The 21,319-nt window shown below is 63.8% G+C and carries 12 protein-coding genes; 8 read left to right on the forward strand and 4 right to left on the reverse strand.

The genetic code is table 11. From position 1 onward, the window contains the following. The first annotated feature begins 1 nt into the window (after position 1). From B3M53_RS00835 to B3M53_RS00850, 4 genes are all read left to right on the forward strand, one after another. Positions 2-3,223: an efflux RND transporter permease subunit gene (locus B3M53_RS00835; protein WP_022701467.1), complete on the forward strand. Its 3,222-nt coding sequence runs from the start codon at positions 2-4 to the stop codon at positions 3,221-3,223. A gap of 112 nt (positions 3,224-3,335) precedes the next feature. Next, positions 3,336-5,366, forward strand: coding sequence for a M13 family metallopeptidase (locus B3M53_RS00840; RefSeq protein ID WP_273019418.1), 2,031 nt, complete (start codon positions 3,336-3,338; stop codon positions 5,364-5,366). Between the two features lie 184 nt (positions 5,367-5,550). Beyond that, entirely contained in the window at positions 5,551-7,632 is a 2,082-nt protein-coding gene (locus B3M53_RS00845; RefSeq protein WP_160093376.1) for a M13 family metallopeptidase, read from the forward strand. Positions 7,633-7,749: 117 nt separating this feature from the next. After that, positions 7,750-9,438, forward strand: a complete 1,689-nt coding sequence (locus tag B3M53_RS00850; RefSeq protein ID WP_286799468.1) for a serine hydrolase domain-containing protein — start codon at positions 7,750-7,752, stop codon at positions 9,436-9,438. Positions 9,439-9,513: 75 nt separating this feature from the next. Here B3M53_RS00850 and B3M53_RS00855 read toward each other — a convergent pair whose 3' ends face one another. After that, positions 9,514-10,296: a metallophosphoesterase family protein gene (locus B3M53_RS00855; RefSeq protein ID WP_273019414.1), complete on the reverse strand. Its 783-nt coding sequence runs from the start codon at positions 10,294-10,296 to the stop codon at positions 9,514-9,516. Then, positions 10,293-11,186 (reverse strand): diacylglycerol/lipid kinase family protein, encoded by an 894-nt coding sequence (locus B3M53_RS00860; protein WP_273019412.1) that lies wholly within the window; start codon positions 11,184-11,186, stop codon positions 10,293-10,295. Before B3M53_RS00860 ends, B3M53_RS00855 begins: the two co-directional genes overlap by 4 nt. A gap of 119 nt (positions 11,187-11,305) precedes the next feature. Between B3M53_RS00860 and B3M53_RS00865 the strand changes: the two genes are divergently transcribed. Next, a complete protein-coding gene (locus B3M53_RS00865) occupies positions 11,306-12,907 on the forward strand; it encodes an alkaline phosphatase (RefSeq protein WP_273019410.1) in 1,602 nt (533 codons plus the stop codon). Positions 12,908-13,301: 394 nt separating this feature from the next. Here the strand turns inward: B3M53_RS00865 and B3M53_RS00870 are convergent, their stop codons facing one another. Further along, positions 13,302-15,896: a bifunctional aspartate kinase/diaminopimelate decarboxylase gene (locus B3M53_RS00870; RefSeq protein ID WP_273019408.1), complete on the reverse strand. Its 2,595-nt coding sequence runs from the start codon at positions 15,894-15,896 to the stop codon at positions 13,302-13,304. Positions 15,897-16,042: 146 nt separating this feature from the next. Here B3M53_RS00870 and B3M53_RS00875 point away from each other — a divergent pair, with 146 nt between their 5' ends. The 3 genes from B3M53_RS00875 (at position 16,043) to B3M53_RS00885 (ending at position 19,168) form a co-directional block, all read left to right on the forward strand. Then, positions 16,043-17,344, forward strand: a complete 1,302-nt coding sequence (locus tag B3M53_RS00875; protein ID WP_273019406.1) for an ectonucleotide pyrophosphatase/phosphodiesterase — start codon at positions 16,043-16,045, stop codon at positions 17,342-17,344. 102 nt (positions 17,345-17,446) lie between these two features. After that, positions 17,447-17,662: a hypothetical protein gene (locus B3M53_RS00880; protein ID WP_022701476.1), complete on the forward strand. Its 216-nt coding sequence runs from the start codon at positions 17,447-17,449 to the stop codon at positions 17,660-17,662. 3 nt (positions 17,663-17,665) lie between these two features. Then, on the forward strand, positions 17,666-19,168 hold the full coding sequence (locus B3M53_RS00885; RefSeq protein ID WP_273019404.1) for an AMP nucleosidase: 1,503 nt from the start codon (positions 17,666-17,668) through the stop codon (positions 19,166-19,168). Positions 19,169-19,177: 9 nt separating this feature from the next. Here B3M53_RS00885 and B3M53_RS00890 read toward each other — a convergent pair whose 3' ends face one another. Continuing rightward, a complete protein-coding gene (locus B3M53_RS00890) occupies positions 19,178-21,229 on the reverse strand; it encodes a putative bifunctional diguanylate cyclase/phosphodiesterase (RefSeq protein ID WP_160093383.1) in 2,052 nt (683 codons plus the stop codon). Positions 21,230-21,319: the final 90 nt, after the last annotated feature.

Genomic DNA, 21,319 nt, shown 5'->3' on the forward strand with positions numbered 1-21,319 from the left:
CATGGTTCATAATCCTGAACATGACCAACACACCGGCATCCTGGCCTGGTGGGCCAAGAATTCGGTGGCCGCCAACCTTCTGATGCTGATCGCGCTGATCGGCGGCGTCGTGGGGTATTTCTCCATGCAACGGGAGAACAACCCCGGCGCCGTCTTCCCCGGTGCATCGATCTCGGTCGCCTGGCCGGGCGCGTCGCCCCAGGAGATTGAAGAACAGATCATTGTGCGCATTGAAGAAGCGCTGAGCGATCTGGACGGGGTGGACGAACTCTCCGCCGTCGCCCGTGAAGGCTCAGGCTCGGTCTATGTGTCCGGTCTGCCCAGCCAGGAAGCCTCGGCCTTTATTGACGAGATCAAGCTGCGCGTGGACTCCATCAACAACCTGCCGCGCGAATCCTATCGCCCGCAGGTCTCGCGCTGGCAGAACTCCGACCAGATCGCCGGCTTCGCCTTGCATGGTGAGATTGACCGCCGTGATCTGCAACGGATCGCCCGTGAAATCCGCAACGAGATTTCCTCCACCATCCCCGGCGCCTCTCTGGTCGAGATCATGGGCACGCTGGGCGAGGAAGTCGCGATTGAAGTGTCGGAAGAAGACATGCGCCGCTATGGCGTGGGCTTCGCCGAGATCGCCCAGGCGATCGCCAGCACCTCCATCAACACCTCGGCCGGCTCGGTCCGGACGGATCTGGGCGATGTGCGCATCGCCTCGCGAGAGCTGGCGGACACCGCTTACGACTTTGAAAACATCATCGTGCGTCAGACGCCTGATGGCGGCGTGGTGCGCGTCGGCGATGTGGCGACCGTGATTGACGGTCTGGTGGACGCCAATCTGAACGCCACCTTTGATGGCGAGCAGATGGTGATCATCGCGATCCGCTCCACCGGCAGCTCGGACATTATCGACGTGTCCAACGCCATGAAGGAGTATCTCGAGCGCAAGAACACCGAACTGCCCTCCACCGTTCAGCTGTCGGTGTGGTGGGACGGCGCCGACCAGTTCAATTCGCAATTGCAGGTGATCGGCTCGTCCGCCCTGCTGGGTCTGGTGCTGGTGCTGGGCATTCTGGTGCTCTTCCTGCGGCCCATCGTGGCCTTCTGGGTGACTATCGGCATCGCCACGGCCTTCGCCGGCGCCTTCCTGGTGCTGCCGATGATCGGTCTGACGCTGAACTTCCTGTCGCTGTTCGCCTTCCTGATCGTGATCGGGGTGGTGGTCGATGACGCCATCATCGTGGGTGAGAACATTCACGCCCGTGTGGAACGGGGCGAACAGGGCCTGACGGCCGCAGTCGTGGGCACCCAGATGGTGGCCAAGCCTGTGGTGTTCGCCGTGATCACCACCATGATGGCGTTCGCGCCCTGGATGATGCTGTCGGGACCCGAGGTTCAGTTCACCCGTCAGATCTCGCTGGTGATCATTGCGGCCCTGGGCTTCTCGCTGATTGAATCGCTTTTGATCCTGCCGGCGCACCTGGCGCATATCAAACCGCAGCGCACGGACGGGTTCTTCGGGCCTTTCATCAAGTTCCAGGCGATGATCGCCGATAGCCTGCTCGGGTTCGCGCACGCCGTTTACGGGCCGATCCTGGCGACGGCGATCCGCTTGCGCTACGCCACCTTGATGTTCTTCATCGGCGTGTTCGGCCTGGCCATCGCCCTGCAGGCGAACGGCTATGTGAAATCTGCCTTCATGCCGGAAATCGAGAGCGATCTGATCCGGGTGAACATCCAGCTGGCCGAAGGCACGCCCTGGTCGCGCACCGATGAAATCCGGGCGCGTCTGGACGAGGCCGAGCTGGAAGTTCAGCAGGCGTATCGCGAGGAGTTTCCGGACGAAGACGACATGATCCGCTCGCGCTCCACCCTCGCCGTGGACGGCGCGGTGCGCGCCTGGATCAACATCGCCCCGCCGGAAAACCGTCCGGGACGGATCCCGACAGCGGATGTGGCGCAGCGTCTGCGCGATGCGCTCGGCCCTGTGCCGGACGCGGAGGAAATCCGTTTCGAAGCGACGCTGAACGGCAATGGTCCGGCGATCCAGTTCGCCATCAACCACCCCGATCTCGACGTTCTGCGAGCGGCGGCGGCGGAGCTGCGCCAGCATCTGGCGACGTTCGAGACCACCTATGACATCGTGGACAATCTGCAGTCCTCCGCGGACGAGCTGCGTCTGACGCTGCGGCCCGACGCACGGGCTCTGGGCCTGACGCTGGCGGACGTGACCCGTCAGGTCGGCCAGGCGTTCTACGGTTATGAAGTCCAGCGCTTGCCGCGTGACGGCGAGGATGTGCGGGTGATGGTTCGCTATCCCCGGGAGGCTCGCAACAGCCTGGATGCGGTGAACAATCTGCGCATCCGCACCAGCGACGGCCGGGAAGTGCCGCTGGCGGCCGTGGTCGACGCCGAGTTTGCGCCGGGGATCAACCAGATCCGCCGTCGTGAGCGTCAGCGCACCGTGACGGTCAGCGCCGAGCTGACCGACAATGACGCGGCGGCCAGCATCCGCGAGGAATTGCAGGAAGAGTTCTTCCCGCAGTGGGAAGAGCGCTTTCCGGGCATCTCCACCGGGGCCATCGGCGAGGCGGAGGGCGAAGCCCAGTTCCTGGCCGAAGTCATCAAGTATCAGCTGATGATGCTGGTGATGATGTATGTCCTGCTGGCGGTGGCGTTCCGGTCCTACGCCCAGCCCATCATGATCATGACCGCCATCCCCATGGCCTATGCCGGGGCGGTGTTCGGCCACCTGATCCTGGGCGAGCCCTTCGCGCTGTTCTCCATGTTCGGCATCGGGGCGGCGGCCGGGATCGTGATCAACGACAACCTGGTGCTGGTGGACTTTGTGAACCGGCTGCGCGATCGCGGCGTGGGGGCCATGCAGGCCCTGGTGGATGCGGGCGTGCAACGCTTCCGTCCGATCCTGCTGACCACGGTCACCACCTTTATCGGCATCCTGCCGATGATCGCGGAACGCTCCACCGCGGCGCAGTTCCTCAAGCCCATGGTGATCTCGCTGGGCTTCGCGGTGATCTTCGCCCTGTTCCTGACCTTGCTGATGGTGCCGGCGCTCTATGCCATCGGCGCGGATATCGGCCGCTTCTTCAAGGGCATGTGGACCGGTGAGAAACAGCCCCGCGTCGGCGACAGCTATAGTGGTCATGACTCTGGCCTGGACGGCGTTGATGTGGGCCATCCTGAAGAGGGCGCGGCTCCGGCCGAATGAACCCTCCGGATTGTCGCGCGGAGTGCTGCCTCACAGGCTCCGCGCGACAACTTTTACCTCTGACGCCGATCTTTTTGAGGCGCCTGCAATAAAAATCTCAAAGGGGAAAATGATGAAACATCTTATGACCGGCGCCGCGTTCATCGCGCTCGCCGCCGCCACGCCCGCCTTCGCCATTCAGGAACCGGTGCTGGGTGATTTCGGCTTTGACGCCACCGGCATGAACGCCACGCTTGATCCCGGCGACGACTTTTTCCAGTACGCCAACCAGGCTTGGCTTGAGCGTACGGAAATTCCGTCCGACCGCTCCAATTACGGCATGTTCACCAAGCTCGCCATCGAAGCGGACGAGCATGTGCGCGAAATTGTCGACGAAGCCGCCGCCACAGACGCCGCACCGGGCTCCAACGCCCAGCTGGTGGGTGATCTGTTCAAGTCCTGGATGGATGCCGACACGATCAATGCGCGCGGCCTGGCGCCGGCGCAGCCCTATCTCGACGAAATCAACGCCTCCAATAGCTGGGAGGATGTGGCGCGTCTGTTCGCCAGCGTGCATTACGCCTCTCCCTGGGGCGTTGGCGTGATCCCCGACCCTGCCGACACCAGCCGCTACACCCTCTATATGGGGCAGGGCGGTCTGGGGCTGCCCGATCGCGATTACTATCTGGAAGACGATGAGTCCTCCGCCCGTTATCGCGAGGCTTATCTCGCCTATATCGAGCGCATTTTCGATCTGGCCGGCATTGACAGCGGCGCCGACAAGGCCCAGGCGGTCATGGCGCTGGAAACGGCGCTGGCCGAGGTTCACTGGACCCAGGAGCGCACCCGCGAGATCACCGAGATCTACAATGTGCTGAGCCTGGATGAAGTGGAGGCGCTCGCGCCGCCATTTGATTTCCGCGCCAATCTCGAGCGTTTCGGCCTGGGCGGCCAGGAACGCTTCATGGTCGCCACGCCGAGCGCCATCGCGGACGCCGGTGAGATTTTCTCCGAAACGGATCTGGACACGCTGAAGGCCTATATGACCTTCCACTTCCTGTCTGACCGGGCCAGCTGGCTGGGCGATGACTTTGATCAGGCCAGTTTCGAGTTCTTCTCGCGCACCCTCAATGGCGTCGAAGAACAGCGCGATCGCGACAAGCGCGGCGTGGATCTGATCGGTGGGGCGCTGGGCCATGCCGTGGGCCAGATCTATGTGGACCGGCACTTCCCGCCGGAATCCAAAACCCAGATGGACGAGCTGGTGCTCGGCCTGCGCGACGCGTTCCGCATTCGCCTTGAAAACCTCAGCTGGATGGATGACGAGACCCGCGAGCAGGCGCTGGAGAAACTCTCCACCTTTGAATCGCGCGTGGGCTATCCGGAAGTCTGGGACACTTATGAAGGTCTCGAGATTTCAGCGGACGACTATTTTGGCAACCGCATGCGCATGGCCGAATTCGCCTGGGCGGAACAGCTGGAAGATCTCGCCGGTCCCGTGGATCGTCGCGAATGGAGCTGGCCGCCGCAAATCGTCAACGCCAGCTATAATCCGCTTTTGAACCAGATCACCTTCCCCGCCGGCATCCTGCAGGCGCCGTTCTTTGACCCGAACGCCGACATGGCGGTCAATTTCGGCGGCATCGGCGCGGTGATCGGGCACGAAATCGGCCACGGCTTTGATGATCAGGGCCGCCGCTTCGACGCTCAGGGCCGCATCCGCGACTGGTGGACGGCGGAGACCAATGAGCGCTTTGTCGAACGCTCGGACGCTCTGGTCGCCCAGTATGACCAGTTCGAACCGCTCGAAGGCCACACCGTCAATGGCCGTTTCACCCTGGGTGAGAACATCGGCGATCTGGGCGGTATGGAAATGGCGTACTCCGCCTGGCGCGCCTATGTGGACGAGCATTATGACGGCGAAGCGCCGGTCATTGACGGCTTCACCGGCGATCAGCGCTTCTTCCTGGGCTGGGCTCAGGTCTGGCGTCGCCTGTATCGCGAGGACAATCTGATCAGCCGTCTGCGGACCGACCCGCACAGCCCGTCCGAGTATCGGGTCAACGGCGTGGTGCGCAATATCGACGCCTGGTACGCCGCGTTCGACGTGGATGAGAGCGATGAGCTCTATCTGCCGCCCGAACAACGCGTTTCGATCTGGTAGACCAACCTCTGATCGGAACCGTTGAAGCCCGGCGCCTCGGCGCCGGGCTTTTTCATGGGGTTAGCCCAGACTTTCAGCAATTTCACTTGCTATCCATCTTGGCGAACGTGAGGGTGCGGCACAATTATGACATCACCCGGCGCGCCGGGCAGACGTCATCTGTGACGATCAAGGGGAAAATCATATGAAACAAATGCTGCTGTCATGCTCGGCGCTCGCCGTGCTCAGCCTTGCGGCGTGCGGCCCGGCCGACGCGCCTGCTGACTCAAACTCTGGCGCGCAAGTCGCCGCCACCGAAACCGCCGCCGCGCCGGTCTATGGCACGTTCGGTTTTGACGTGGACGGCATGGATTCCAGCGTTCACGCCGGTGACGACTTCAACCAGTTCGCCAACGGGACCTGGCTGACGGAAACCGAGATTCCGGGCGAGTTTTCTCGCTACGGCACCTTCTCGATCCTGGCGCTGGAAGCGGAAGAACAGGTTCAGGCGATCATTGATGACGCCGCGGCTGAAGGCGGTGAAGCCGGCTCCAACAGCCAGCTGGTGGGCGATCTGTACGCCTCCTGGATGAACGCCGACGCCATCGAAGCGGCGGGCGTCGCCCCGCTTCAGCCGTATCTGGCTGAAATCGACGCGGTCGAGACGCTGGACGATGCAGCGGCCCTGTTCAACTCGATCCACCATCAGTCGCCTTACGGCTTCGCGGTCTGGGCGGATCCGTCCGATCCCACGGTCAACGCGCTGCGCCTGTTCCAGGGCGGTCTGGGCCTTGGCAATCGCGACTATTATCTCGAAGACACCGAGCGCTTCCAGCAGTATCGCGACGGCTATCGCAACTACATCATCCGCCTGCATGAGCTGGCGGGCCTTGAGAACGGCGAAGCCAACGCCGACGCCATTCTGGCGCTGGAAACCCGCATCGCCGAGGCGCACTGGACCCGCGAAGACAGCCGCGACGTGACGCAGACCTATAACGTCATGACCATGGACGAGCTGGACGCGCTGGCGCCGTCCTTCAACTTCGTCGAAGGCGCTCAGGCGCTGGGTCTGGACGTTGAAAACCTGATCGTGGTGCAGCCCACCGCCATCGAGCAGACCTCCGCAATCTTCGCCGAGACCGACATCGACACCATCAAGGCGTGGATGACCTTCCACTTCATCTCCGACCGCGCCTCCTGGCTGCCGGCCGAATTTGATCAGGCGAGCTTTGAGTTCTTCGGCCAGACCCTGCGCGGTCAGACCGAACAGCGTCCGCGCGACCGCCGGGGCGTGAACCTGGTGGGCGGCGCCCTGGGCCACGCCGTGGGCCAGATCTATGTGCAGCGTCACTTCCCGCCGAGCTCGAAAACCCAGATGGAAGACCTGGTCAACCGTCTGACCACCGCCTTCCGCGGCCGCCTCGAGCAGCTGGAATGGATGGATGACGAGACCCGCGAACAGGCGCTGACCAAGCTGTCCACCTTCGAACCGCGCATCGGCTATCCGGAAATCTGGGACACCTATGAGGGCCTTGAGATTTCCGCCGATGACTATTTCGGCAACCGGGTGAGCATGGCCGAACGCGGCTGGGCCGAGCAGCTGGAAGACCTGGCCAATCCGGTCGACCCGCGTGAATGGGGCTGGCCGCCGCAGATCGTCAACGCCAGCTACAATCCACTGCAAAACCAGATCACCTTCCCTGCCGGCATCCTGCAGGCGCCGTTCTTTGACCCGAACGCGGACCCGGCGCTGAACTTTGGCGGCATTGGCGGCGTGATCGGTCACGAGATCGGCCACGGCTTTGACGATAACGGCCGCCGGTACGACTCTGAGGGTCGTCTGCGCGACTGGTGGACGGAAGAAACCAACAGCCGCTTTGAAGAGCGCTCCTCCGTGCTCGCCGAGCAGTATGACGGCTTCTGCCCGATCGACGACATGTGCGTGTCCGGCCGGTTGAGCATGGGCGAAAACATCGGTGATCTGGGCGGCCTGCAAATGGCCTACACCGCCTGGCGTGACTATGTGGACGAAGTCTATGGCGGCGAAGCGCCGGTGATCGACGGTCTGACCGGCGATCAGCGTTTCTTCCTGGGCTGGGCGCAAGTCTGGCGCAACCTGTACACCGACGACGCCCTGCGCGCTCAGCTGGTGCAAGGACCTCATAGCCCGCCGCAATACCGCATCAACGGCGTCGTTCGGAACCTGGACGCCTGGTACGAAGCGTTCGGCGTCACCGAAGAGCATGAGCTTTATCTGCCGCCAGAACAGCGCGTGCGCATCTGGTAAGCGCACTTCGTGCATCATTATGACTGACGACCCCGGGTGGCTCGCCGCCCGGGGTTATTTTTTGCCCCGCAACAGGGTGGGGCGCCGGGACCAGGCCTTGAAAGAAGGAAGAGACGAATGCCAAGCATGTTACGCGCCGGACTATCCGCCGTCGCCTTGATGGGCGCGGGCTTCAACGCAGGTTTTGCTCAATCCGATCCCGCGCCGGATTGGGCCGACCAGGCCGACGCCCTGATTGAGGCCCACTGGACGGCGCAAACGCCGGGCGTTTCGGTTCTGGTGCGCCAGAATGGCGATGTCGTTTACGCGCGCGGGGCCGGGCTGGCGAATCTGGAAACGGGGGACGCTGTGACGCCTGACACCGTCTTCCGCCTCGCCTCCATCACCAAACAATTCACCGCCGCCGTGATCTTGCAGCTCGTGGACGAGGGCGCACTCTCCCTCGACGACACCATCGGTGACCTGTTTGAGGGCTTTGATGCGCCGGGCGCCAGCGCAACCGTGCGCCAGCTTCTCAACCACACCTCCGGTATTCAGTCCTATACGAGCATTCCGGGCTGGATGGTCGAGGCCAACACCAACAGGGCGTATACGACCGACGCGCTGATCGCCGAGTTTTCCGGCCTGCCTTCGCCCAACGCGCCGGGCGAGACCTATGCCTATAACAATTCAGGCTATGTCCTTCTCGGCGCCATCATCGAGATGAAGACCGGGATGGCCTGGCACGAGGCTGTCGAGGCGCGCATCGCTGAACCGCTCGGTCTTGAGACGCTGAGTTATGGCGAGGACAGCGCGTCCATGGCGAACATGGCGTCTGGCTACACCCTCAACGATGACGGTGAGATTGAAGCGTCCACACCCATTCACATGAGCGTGCCCCACGCTGCAGGGGCGCTGATCGCAAACACCCAAGACCTGGCGCTCTGGCTTGAAGCGCTTCATGGCGGCGAGATCGTTTCGCCGGAGCTCTATCAGCAAATGACGGCGCCGACCCAGATGGCGGACGGGACGGAGATTCCCTATGGCTTCGGCCTGACTGTGGACGATGTGCGCGGCCATCCCGCGATCGGCCATAGCGGCGGGATCTTCGGCTTCAACACTGACAGCGTCTATGTGCCGGACGACAATCTGTACGTCACCGTGCTGGCCAATTCAGATCAACCGCCGCTTGATGCGGGCGTCTTGATGCGGCGGATCGCCAGTTATGCGCTGAACGATCCCTATCCGCTGTTTGAAGCGGTCGAGACCGATCTGACGAGCCTGGAAGATCTGTACGGGGTCTATGCGATTGAGGGCACGGACGACACGCGTCAGTTCTTCGCTCGTGACGGCCAGCTGTACACGCTGCGCTCTGGCGCCAGCGCCAGCGAGGTCTTTCCGGCGGGCGACAATCGGTTCTTTTACGGCCCCAACAGCCTGACCTGGTTTGAGATCGTGTCATCACCCGATGGGACGTCCCAGATGAATATGTATCAGCAAGGCGCCAGCGAGGCGGAACCCGCGCTCTGGTCCGGCCCCGTGCCCGAGCAGCCTGACGTCATCGAACTGCCCGCCAGCACGCTTGAAGCCTATGTGGGCGCATATGCGCTGGGCGCTGCGGTGCTTGAGATCCGGTTCACCGAGACCGGCGTTCTGGAAGCCCAGCTCACAGGCCAGGACCCCATCGCCATCAACGCCATCAGCGACGTTGAGTTTCTGGTGTCCGGCGTGGATGCGCGCCTTGTCTTCTCACCAGGCGATCCGGCTCCGTCTGTCACGCTGCAACAGAGTGGTCAGGAAATCCTGGCGGAGCGCGTCACCGAGTAAGCGTTTGACGCGACTGCAACTGGATCAGCCCCGGGCGCGCCGCGTCCGGGGTTTTTCATCAGTGGGCGGGATGCGCTAGCCGTGCAGAGCCTGGGTCTTGATCGGGGCGAAGCGGTTCTCGCCGTCTTGTGCGGCATAGACGGTCAGGCTCAGGCCTTCCAGGGAATGCTCAAACAGGTTGAAGCTGGGCGGTTCGCCGCGTGTGCGGTGAGACAGCGCCGTGCCCGCGCCGACAAACCAGCACGCCTTGCCGTCGGGGCGGCGTTGGGGCAGGGCGAACACCTGGTGCAGATGGCCTGTCACCACCAGGTCGACGCCGCATTGGGCGAAGATCTCTGCGGCTTCGCGACCGCCATGAGTCTTCGCGCGTCCATGCAGGCCGCCCGGCGCAACCAGCGGATGGTGGGCGGCGACGACTTTGAGACCATTAAAATCAGACAGCATCTGTCCGATTTTGGCGGCTTGCCTGGGATTGGCCCGGCCCAGCGACCAGTCGAGCTGGGCTTGCAGGCCACGCGCTGTCAGAAAGGATTCCACCGCCGCCAGCGGAGAACGCCAGCTGGGCGTGACGCCCTGGCCGAGCCGTTTTTCAAAGCGCGCCCAGGGCGCGGCGACACGGGCGGCGAGGTTAAGATAGGGCGTATCGTGATTGCCCGGCGCCGCGATCACGGGCGCATCAATGGCGCTGAAGAAATCGCGTGCGGCGTCAAACTCGCGCCGGCGGCCATATTGGGTGAAATCGCCCGATGCGATCACCGCGTCGGGTTTGAGCGCGGCGAGGCTCTCCAGCAAGGCGTCGGGCAGGCCGGGGGATTCCGCGCCGAAATGCAGGTCTGAAATCTGCGCCAGTCGAGTCATGCCTGGGCCTCCGGAGCAGCGAACAGGGCGGCGTTGGGCCTTAAGGTGATGCGCAGCGGAGTCTTCAGGGTCAGGGTTTCGCCGTCCAGCATCACCGTGACTTTTGACGGGCCGTCCAGCACTGCGCTTTCATAGGAGCGTTGGGGCGCGAGCTCCCCCATGTTCAGCATCTCACCCAGAAATCCGGTCATCGCGCCCAGAGCGTCGCCCAGATCATCGGTATGGGTGAAAATGTGCTCGAGCACCTCATCGCCCGGACGGGCGCCGTGGATCATAGTCATGGCGCCGCCGGGAATGGTCATCAAGGCGTTGGCGCGGCTCAGCTTGCGCACCTCGTCATCATCCAGGGTCAATCGCAACCGGGTCTTCAGGAATGCGCGCAGCGCCTGACGCAACCGGGTCAGGGCGCGCAACGGACGGCGGCCGTCTCCGTCGGGGCGCAGGGCCTCGCGAGCCTGGCCGACCCGGACGGGAAAGCCCGCCATCAGGGCGCAGAAAAACAGATGCCCCTCCACCTCGCCGGCGTGCAGCGGCTCGATGGGATAAGCAGGCGCTTCTTTCAGAATGGTCTCGATGGAGCGGTCGCCATAAAGCCGTTTGGGCAAAAGGTTCGCCGTCCCCAGCGGCAAGGCGATCACCGGCGTCTTGCATTGGGTTTTCACGAGCTGGTTGAGCACCGCCGCCGCGGTGCCGTCCCCACCCGCCACCGCGATATAGTCTGACGCAGCGGCGCAAGCCTGGCTGATGCAGTCTTCAAACCCGTCTTCGCAGTCATGCACGATCACCTTCGCCCAGTCGGCGGACCGCGTGACGGCGTCGAGCACTTTGTCCCGTCCCAGCTCTCGGGTGGTTCCAGAATGGGCGTTGAGCACAAGGGACAAGGTTTTCAAGCGTCTACTCTCCAAGAAGGCGATCACCCTAGGCCACGCGTGCAGGGAAGTCAGGGGAGATGCTTTGATCCGTCACATTCCCGCGCTAAACAACGCTCAAGTTTGAGAAGGGATCCATCATGATCGTCCGCGCCATACTTTTATCCGTCAGCGCCCTGGCGCTCACCGCCTGTCAGTCCGTCAATGTTCAGTCCGATATCGATTGGTCGGGCCGTGATGATGACGCACCCGAGGCCGCCGCCGTCGCTCCCGCCGAATTTGACGGACCGGGCGCAGACTGGCGCACGCTGGCGCAAAGCGAAATTCTGGATCGTCTGGCGCGGCCCGAACGCGAAGGTCGGGCGCGTAACGTCATCGTCTTTATCGGTGATGGTCTGAACCTCAGCACGATCACCGCCGCCCGCATCCTCGACGGCCAGAACCGCGGCATGAGCGGCGAGGAGAATTACCTGCCGTTCGAGCGCTGGGGCCATTCGGCGCTGATCAAGACCTATTCCGACAATGCGCAAGTGCCTGACAGCGCCGCGACCGCGACCGCCATTCATGCCGGTGTGAAAACCCATTCAGGCGCCATCTCGGTCTATGCACGCGACACCATCGAACCCTGTCAGGGCGGCCCGGTGCCGCAGACGCTTGTCGAGATGGCGGAAGCGCGCGGCCTGTCCACGGGCATCGTCTCCTCGGCGCGGCTGACGCACGCCACCCCCGCCACCACCTACGCCCATGTCACCAGCCGCAACTGGGAAACCGACACGGCGCTGCCGGCGGATGCCGCAGCGGCGGGCTGCACCGACATCGCCGCGCAGCTGATCGGCACGCGCACAGGGGAGTATGGCGATGGCCTTGATCTGGCGCTGGGGGGCGGCCGGGCGGCCTTTGTCACCCAGGAGCAGGGCGGCCAGCGCGCCGACCGCGATCTCACTGCCGAATGGGCGAATCTGGGCGGCGTCTATATCGAGGATCGCGCCGGGTTTGACGCGCTGGATGCAGACGACGACGCGCCGGTGCTGGGCTTGTTCACCAACTCCCATCTCAGCTTTGAACTGGATCGCGATGCGGCGGTGGAGCCGTCTCTGGCCGAGCTGACCGAGTTCGCCATCGAGCGGCTCTCCAACAATGACGACGGCTATTATTTGCTGGTTGAGGGTGGCCGGATCGACCACGCCCACCATGGCGCCAACGCCGCGCGCGCGCTCAATGACGCGCTGGCGTTCTCTGAAGCCATTGATCGGGCGCAGCAGATGGTGGATCTCGACGAGACGCTGATCCTGGTCACCGCCGACCACGGCCATGTGTTCACCATTGCGGGCTATCCGCGTCGCGGCAATCCGATCCTCGGGCTGGTGCGACCGCCCGCCCCGAACCTCAGTGACGCTGAAACCCCGCCGCTGCCGGCGGGCGACGGTCGTCCCTACACCACGCTGGGCTATCACAATGGCGGACCGCTGCGTCCGCGCGGCGACGATGCCGAGCCCCTGACCGACGAAATCGTCATGGACCCTGATTATCGCCAGCAAGCGGCGGTGCCCATGGGCTCTGAAACCCATTCGGGCGAAGACGTCATCGCCTACGCTGTCGGCCCCTGGGCCCATCTGGTGGACGGCTCCATGGAGCAACACACCCTCCATCACGTCATCACCCATGCCTATGGCTGGAGCGCCACCGCCGCGATGGTGGATGCGGATTATGACGACGATGAAGACGAGGATGATGACGACTAGGCCGCGTCATCCCTGAAACGACAAAGCCCCGGTCGATGTGACCGGGGCTTTTTTGTTCATCTCCTCTTTCCCGGCGCAGGCCGGGATCCAGAGATCATGGAACGCAGCCTATCTGTCTCTGGGCCCCGGTCGGTGTTTACCCTCAACTCGATTGGGGCCGGGGAAGAGAAGAGGTGGCGAATAAATTCCCGGACGCGCAGCGATCCGGGACCTCCCTCCGCGTCTGGCGCTCAATCCTGATTGAGGCCCCGGCTCGGCGCTGAGCTTGGCCGGGGTTTCAGTCCCTATGAGTGTCATTCGCCGGTTCACCCGGCGAACTCACGCCGTGACCTGAGATCATTACAACCGGCATGGATCCCCCGCATAAAGCGGGGGATGACAGGGGCAGGAGGAGTTAAATCACCACCTCGTCCGCCGGTTCGCGCAAATTATACCGGCTGGCCATGACCGCGCCATAGGCGCCGGTTTCGGCGATGGCGATGACGTCGCCTTCCTGCGTGTCGGGCATCAGGCGGTCGGCGCCCAGAAGGTCCGCGCTTTCGCAGATCGGGCCGACGATGGAGGCCATGCCTGCGCCCTCTTCATCATAGCGCGTGAGGTTCACGATCTCATGCCGCGCGCCATAGAGCGCCGGGCGGATCAGCGAGTTCATGCCGGTCCCAAGGCCGATAAAGCGCGTGCCGAAGGCGTGCTTGATCTGGGTGACGCCCGACAGCAGCACGCCCGCCTCGGCCACCGGATAGCGGCCCGGCTCCATCCAGATTTCATAATCAGGCAGGGCCTGTTTGAGCGTGGCGAGTTCGGCGTCCACTTTTGACAGGTCGAGCGCGGGCGCTTCCGCGCTTTCGGGCACGCCCAGGCCGCCGCCCACATTGAGGATGCGGATATCGTCAAAGCCCTCGGCGGCGCGAGCCAGGATCGCCCCGATCTCGCGCCAATGGTTCGCCTCCACCACGCCCGAGCCCGCATGGGCGTGCAGGCCGATGACTTTGGCGCCGGCTTTGGCGGCGGCCTCGCGCGCGGCGTCGAGCTGGTCGAGCGGAATGCCGAATTTCGCTTTCGGCCCGGCGGTCTGAACATGCTGGTGGTGGCCGCGCGGACGGTCTGGATTGATGCGCAGGATGATCTCCGCGCCCCTGAACATGTCAGGCCAGTGAGTCAGCGGATGCAGGCCGTCAATGGTGAGGTTCGTGCCCAGCTCGATCGCGGCGGCGTATTCATGGCGCGAGGCGAAATTGGGGGTGAACAGCACTTTCTTCGGATCAAGCCCGGGGAAGGTGTCTTTCAGGCGCATCAGCTCGCCCGGCGACACGCACTCAAAGCCGAGGCCCGCCTCGAAAATGGTCTTGAGGACCTCCGGGTGCGGATTGGCCTTCATGGCGTAAAAGGCGCGATTGACGCTCTTGATGCCCGCCACCGCGCTGGCGCGGGCCTTGATCGTCTCAAGGTCATAGACATAGCGCCCGCCGGTTTGCGGGGTCAGCTTGATCAGCTGGTCGCGCTTGGTCGCCCACCAGGGCGTGGGGCGCTGTGGCTTGGCGGCGGCGGTGTCATTGAGCTCCGCCCAGCTCGGCCCGAAGACGGGGCCGGAGGGGGCGGGCGCGATCAGCTCTTCATGCAGGCGGGCGGCGAGGGTGCGGCCCTCGCTTTCATCCACCACCACGGTGAAGTTGAGATCATTGGCGGCCTGGCTGACCAGCCGGATCGGCTTGTCCTGAAACATTTCCAGCGCCGGGGCGAGCTTGTGCAGGATGCGCCGCACGCCATAACCCACGAGCGACACGGCGGCGCCGTCCTCGATGATCTTCACCCGGCAGAACGGCTCAAGCCGCGCGCGCAGGGCGTCGAGCCGCGCCTGGTCGAGGCTGGGGTCGGGGTCCAGGCTGACGGTGATGTTGGTTTCGGATGTGGAGACGAGATCCACCGACACGCCGCACGCCTTGAAACAGGCGAACACATCAGCGAGGAAGCCCGCCTGCCGCCACATGCCCGCGCCTTCCATGGCGACGATGCGCACGCCTGTCTTCACCGACACGGCTTTGAGCTGCGGCGCGTCATCGCCGGGCTCGGACGTGATCAAGGTGCCGGCGAGTTCCGGCCGCAAGGTGGAGCGCACTTCCACAGGGACATTCGCCCGGCGGGCCGGGCCGATGCAGCGCGGATGCAGCACCTTGCCGCCCATGGTCGCGATTTCCTGCGCCTCGTCATAGGACAGCGCCTGCAGCAGGCGCGCGCCCTCGGTCAGGCGCGGATCGGCGCTGAAGAGTCCCGGCACGTCGGTCCAGATCTCGAGCTTCGCCGCTTCGAGCTTGTTGGCGAAATAGGCCGCCGAGGTGTCCGACCCGCCCCGGCCCAGCAAGACGGTCTCGCCGCGGCTATTGCGGGCGATGAAGCCCTGGGTCAGCACGAGGTCGGCGTCTTTGAGCCGCGCCTGCAGCGTCTTGTCGGCGCCTTCGATGACGGAATTGGACAGATAGCCGCTGGCGTCGGTGCTGTCAGACGAGGCTTTCAGCGCATCACGGGCGTCCAGCAGAACCGGGCTCAGCCCTTCCTGACGCAGGCGTTCCATGCCCAGAACGCTCGCCATCTGTTCGCCCAGCGCCAGCAATTCCGCGCGCACGCGCGGACTGGCTTCACGCACCAGCGCAATGCCGGCGGCCAGGCGATCCAGTGTCTCAAAATGGGACGCCAGCAAAGTGGGGCCGTCGAGCGCGGCGTTCTCGGCGAAATCCAGATGCACCGCCTTGATGGCGGCGATCTCGACGCTGACATCGCCTTTGAGCGCCTTGTCGGGCAGGGCTTCGAGCCGGTTTGAGACGCCGGACAGGGCTGAATGGACGATCAGCACCTTGCCGCCCGGTTTGTCCTGTTTGATCCGGGCCTTCGCAAGCTTTGCGATAACCGCCCAGTTTTCCGGCTTGGCCACGGAGGTGCCGCCGAATTTCAAAACAGTCCAGATACGCGAGGAAGGCAGGGATTGATCAGTCATCGGATCGTCCAGAATTTCAACAGGACGATGGACATAGCCCGCCATGCTGCAGTGCGAAAGTTTCTTGTCGAGACCGTCACTTTACCCCGGCGGCGCCATGGGGTAGGGCGAGCGCAGATTTTACTGTCATCGCATGGGGATGCGTCATGTTCCGGTCATTTGTAAATACCGCCGCCGTTTGCAGTGCGCTGGTGCTGGCGAGCTGCGCCAGCGTCTCTGAGACCGCCTCTGCGCCAGATGTTGCTGCGACCGAGCAGCCTGAGCGCGTCCTGATGATCGGGCTCGACGGCGTCCGAGCCGACTTCCTGGATCTGTATGATGCGCCGACCCTTGAGGCGCTGGCCGAGCGCGGGGTGCGCGCCGAGCGGATGATCCCGGTCATGCCGTCCAAAACCTTCGTGAACTTCTACTCCATCGCCACCGGGCTCTATCCTGAAAACCATGGCATGACAGAAAACGCGCCCTATGACCGCGAGGCGCGCACCGGGTTTGTGAACCCGATGTCGGCGCAGGATCCGTTCTGGTGGCAGGGCGAGCCCATCTGGACCACCGCCGAACGTGAGGGGCTCACCAGCGCCATCATGTTCTGGCTGGGCTCGGAAGTGGAGCATGACGGCCTGCGCCCGTCGATCTGGACGCCGTACGAGCATGAGAAGCCCTATCAGGAGCGCGTGGACGAGGTGCTGGCCTGGTATGACGCGCCAGCCGAAGACATGCCGCGGCTGGCGGCGGTCTATTTCGATCGCGTGGACAGCGTCGCGCATCGTAACGGGCCCGAGAACGAGGCGGTCGCCGAAGCCGTCGCGGAAGTGGACGGCTATGTGGCCCAGCTGGTGGCCGGGCTTGAAGCGCGCGGCCTTCTGGACACCACCAACATCATCATCGTCTCCGACCATGGCATGGCCCAGCTTTCAGATGAGCGCATCGTCGCGGTCGATGACTGGATCGATTTTGAGCGCGTGTACTCGCCGCACATGGAAGGGCGCTGGGGCGCCGGCGCGCAGCCTTACATCTTCCTGTTCTCCGAAGACGGGGATGACGCCGCCATTGATGAGGCGCATGACGCCATCAACGCATCGGGCAATGATCATGTGGTCGCCTACAAGGCGGGCGAGATGCCCGATCATTACCATCTCGACCATCCCACGCGCGGCCCTGACCTGCTGGTGGTGGCGGAGGCGGGCTGGTCTCTGGTCGCGCCGAGCCTCGAGCAATCGCCGCGCCGGATCATTCCGGGCAATCACGGTTATGACAATCTGGACCCGGTCATGGGCGCGACCTTCGTCGCCGCTGGTCCCCGCTTTGACGGGGTGGGCGAGGTCGCTCCGTTCGAGAACGTCAACGTCTATCTGATGATCGCCTGCGCGCTGGGGCTGGACCCTGCTGAGACCGACGGCGATCCGTCAGAGGTGGCGCGCGTGACCGGCGGGCGCTGCCCCGCGCAGTAAGTCGCACGCTCTGGGTGGTCATCCCGGCTTGGAAGCGCGCGGAGATAGCGGTACGACTTAGAGACCGCGCTTCGCGCGCACCTGAGTTTTAAGGAGGCCGTCATGGCAGACGAACCGCATCGCATCACTTTCCTGGCCAAGACGTTTTCGGCGGCGGCTCTCGAATTTCATCGCGGCCGCATGGCCGAACGCGGCTATCGCATGGAAGGCCGGATCGAGCCCACCGCCTTTCAGATGATTGACGAAGACGGCAAGACCGAGAAGGTGTTTGACGGCGAGCCGCTGTTCACGGTGACTTTCGTCAAGCGCGAGGACTAGGCCTTGGGCGATACTGACATCGTGTCACACGAGGCTGTCGAGAAGACCTTCAAACGCGCCGCCACCGCCGCCGAGGCGGTGGACCGGCTGTGCGTGATGTTTGAAGCGTCGGTCAAGGCGCTGCGCGAAGAGCTGAAAATCTATCTCGAGGGCGGCCCGCCGCCGTCCGAGGCGGACCGGTTCTCGGGCGCCTTCGCCTATCCGGCCCTGCGCATCATCTACCAGCCTGACGGAGCCGTGCCGCCTATCAGCCGCGCCTTCGGCAAGTTTTCCGAAGCGGGCGTCTATGAGCAGACGATCACCCATCCCGAACAGTTCCGCCGCTATCTGACCGAGCAGATCGAGCTGTTGTCGGACATGTATCCGGTGAAAATCGAAACCGGCCTGTCGGTGCAGGAGATACCCTTCTCCTATGTGCTCGACGGTGCGGACGATCTGGACATGGACGCCGCCTCGCCCGCCGAGCTGGTGCGCCATTTTCCCTATGCGGATTTGGCGGGCATCGACGATGCGCTGCCCAATGGCGAGCGTCCTTCGATACCCGGACGTCCGCGGCCTCTGAGCCTGTTTGACGCGGTGCGCACCGATTACTCGCTGCAACGCATCCGGCACTATACCGGCACGCCCTACGAGGATGTGCAGCCCTTCATCCTGTTTACGAACTATCATCGCTACGTGGATGCGTTCGTGGATTGGGCGGTCGAGCAGGTCAAGGACGAGAACACCGAATACGACTCCCTGTCTGCGGCGGGCTTCGTCCATGTAGACGCCAGCAGCGAAGATCCTGTGGGCGAGATCAGCGCGGCGCCCTGGCGGCGCTTCCAGATGCCGGCCTATCATTTGAAGACCAAGGATGGCCGCGGCATCACCCTGGTGAATATCGGGGTCGGACCGTCGAACGCCAAGAACATCACCGACCATCTGGCCGTGCTGCGGCCTGAATGCTGGATGATGATCGGCCATTGCGGCGGTCTGCGTCATTCCCAGCGTCTGGGCGATTACGTGCTGGCGCACGCCTATCTGCGTTATGACAGCGTGCTGGACCGCGAATTGCCGGTGGAGATCCCGATCCCGCCGATCGCGGAAATCCAGGTCGCCTTGCAAGAAGCTGTGGAGACGGTCAGCGGCGATGATGCGGGCGAGCTCAAGCGCCGTTTGCGCACGGGCACCGTGGTGACCTATGCCGACCGGAACTGGGAGCTGCGCTATACGCAGGAAGCGCGGCGCATCAACCAGTCGCGCTCCATCGCCGTGGATATGGAAAGCGCCACCATCGCGGCCAACGGCTTCCGCTTGCGGGTGCCTTACGGAACGCTGTTGTGCGTGTCCGACAAGCCCTTGCATGGCGAGTTGAAACTGCCCGGCGCGGCCAATCGCTTCTACGCCAAATCGGTGTCTGAACACCTGGCGGCGGGGATCGAAGCGGTGGAAATCCTCAAGCGTCAGGGCGCGGATGCGCTGCATTCGCGCAAGCTGCGCAGCTTTGACGAGCCGCCGTTCCGCTAGGCGCTGTGATCAGGTTCCAGTCTGAGTGGCGGCCGGGTCAGCCGGTCGCCACATCACGTCCTGCACCGCGGGCGGCGCGCCGTTCTCTCCGGGCGCCGGGCGGCCGATCAGATAGCCTTGCGCCTGCTCACAGCCGACCATGTTGAGAAGTTCGAGCTGATCCGCCGTCTCGACGCCTTCAGCCAGCACAGGAACGCCGAGATTGCGCGCCAGCGTCACCACGGCGCTGATCACCGCGCGGGAGCGCCCGCCGTCTGACAGGCCGTCCGTGAATCCCTTGTCGAGCTTGATCTTGTCGAACGGGAATTGCCGCAAGGTCTCCAGCGCCGAATACCCGGTGCCAAAATCATCGAGCGCCATGGAGACGCCGAGCGCCTTGATCCGCCGCAGGACGCTCAGTGACTGTCGCAAATCATGGATCAGGGCGGTTTCAGTCAGCTCGATTTCCAGCTGGCTGGCGCTCAGCCCGGTCGACACCATCGCCTGCAGCACCTTGCCCACCAGATGCGGGTCGTTGAGCTGGATGGCGGACAGGTTGATCGCCACCTTGGGCGAACCCGGCCAGCGCGCCACTTCCTCGCACGTGGTCTCCAGCACCCAGTCGCCCAGGCGTCCGATCAGGCCGTTCGCTTCGGCCAGCGGAATGAACTCGGCGGGCGACACCATGCCCCGGACCGGGTGGGGCCAGCGCACCAGCGCTTCATAGCCGCAGACCTCGCCCGTCTTGAGATCGATCTGCGGCTGGTAATGCATTTTCAGCTGGTCGAGCTCGAGCGCCCGGCGCAAATCCTGCGCCAGCTCGCGCCGCTGCCGGACGGCCTCGCCCAGGGCGTGTTCATAATGCTGGATGCGGTGCAGCGGGTCGGTCTTGGCCTTGTACATGGCCAGATCCGCATTGCGCATCAGGGTTTCGCGATCTTCCCCGTCGTCAGGATAGAGCGCCACGCCCAGGCTGGCGCTGGTGACGATCTCGAAATCAGCGTGACGCACCGGCGTCTGGAACAGCGAATCGATCAGGTTCAGCTCTTCAGTCAGCGCCGCTTCGTCCTCGACCGGAATGACGATGCCGAACTCGTCGCCGCCCAGACGCGCCGCGAACCCGCCCGGTCGCTCATGCCCGCGCAACCGGTCGGCGATGTCGCACAACACGGTGTCGCCGGCCTGGTGGCCCCAGACATCGTTGATTTCCTTGAACCGGTTGAGGTCGATCATCAGGACGGCGAGGCGCTTGTCTTTACGCGTTTCAATCGCGTGATCGACCATGGCGGAAAAACAGGCCCGGTTGGGAAGATCGGTGACGATGTCATGCAGCGCCAGATGCCGCATGCGCCGGTCCGCGCGTTCGCGCAGCCCCGCTTCGACCGCATAGCCGATGCCCCCGGCGCCCACCACCACAAGCGTGGTGACGGCGGTGGTGAAGGCGAGGATCTGGAAGGTGACCGGGTTCAGGCCTTCTGACACGCCCAGGGGGATCACCATCATCGCCCCCATGCCTGTGAAGTGCAGGCTGACCACGCCCAAGGCCAACATCAGCCCCGGAATGAGCTTTTTCAGGCCTTTGTCGAAACGGCCTGACACTTCAAACGCCAGCGAGGCGAAGAAGACGCCCAGCACGACCGAGGCGATCACATACCGCAAATCCCAGGTCACAATGGCGTCCAGGTGATAGGCCGCCATGCCCACATAATGCATGCCGGTGACGGACAGCCCGACCACGGCGCCGGCCAGAGCGCGCGCGAACGACCATGACAGGGTGGCCAGATAACTGCCGACAATCGTGCCGCACATAATGATCAGGGCGGACAGCGCCGTCTGGTCCACATCCAGAGTGACAGTCGCAGAGGGACGATATCCCAGCATGGCGATGAAATGGGTGGACCAGATCCCGGCGCTCAGACAGATGGCCGTGATCACCAGCCACGCCACTTGCACGCCGCCATCGCTCTGTTCGCTTCGCCGCTGCAGACGCATGCTGAGCAAACAGCTCAGCAGACACACCAGCCCCGCCAGCAGGACGCTTGGGAAATGGTGTTCAAGGGCGAGGCAGGTGAGGACGCGCAAAGGATTCTCCTTAAGGTGTAAACTTGCTAGCAGCACACCCTTAACTCGCGCTTATGGTTGGGAACTTTTTGGCGCCCTCTTGCTCATAAA

Source organism: Oceanicaulis sp. UBA2681 (genome assembly GCF_002354675.1).
GTDB lineage: Bacteria > Pseudomonadota > Alphaproteobacteria > Caulobacterales > Maricaulaceae > Oceanicaulis > Oceanicaulis alexandrii.

Coding starts and splice junctions, on each gene's coding strand:
- B3M53_RS00835 (WP_022701467.1), top strand. CDS start 2: ATGGTTCATAATCCTGAACATGACCAACACACCGGCATCCTGGCCTGG.
- B3M53_RS00840 (WP_273019418.1), top strand. CDS start 3,336: ATGAAACATCTTATGACCGGCGCCGCGTTCATCGCGCTCGCCGCCGCC.
- B3M53_RS00845 (WP_160093376.1), top strand. CDS start 5,551: ATGAAACAAATGCTGCTGTCATGCTCGGCGCTCGCCGTGCTCAGCCTT.
- B3M53_RS00850 (WP_286799468.1), top strand. CDS start 7,750: ATGCCAAGCATGTTACGCGCCGGACTATCCGCCGTCGCCTTGATGGGC.
- B3M53_RS00855 (WP_273019414.1), bottom strand. CDS start 10,296: ATGACTCGACTGGCGCAGATTTCAGACCTGCATTTCGGCGCGGAATCC.
- B3M53_RS00865 (WP_273019410.1), top strand. CDS start 11,306: ATGATCGTCCGCGCCATACTTTTATCCGTCAGCGCCCTGGCGCTCACC.
- B3M53_RS00870 (WP_273019408.1), bottom strand. CDS start 15,896: ATGACTGATCAATCCCTGCCTTCCTCGCGTATCTGGACTGTTTTGAAA.
- B3M53_RS00875 (WP_273019406.1), top strand. CDS start 16,043: ATGTTCCGGTCATTTGTAAATACCGCCGCCGTTTGCAGTGCGCTGGTG.
- B3M53_RS00880 (WP_022701476.1), top strand. CDS start 17,447: ATGGCAGACGAACCGCATCGCATCACTTTCCTGGCCAAGACGTTTTCG.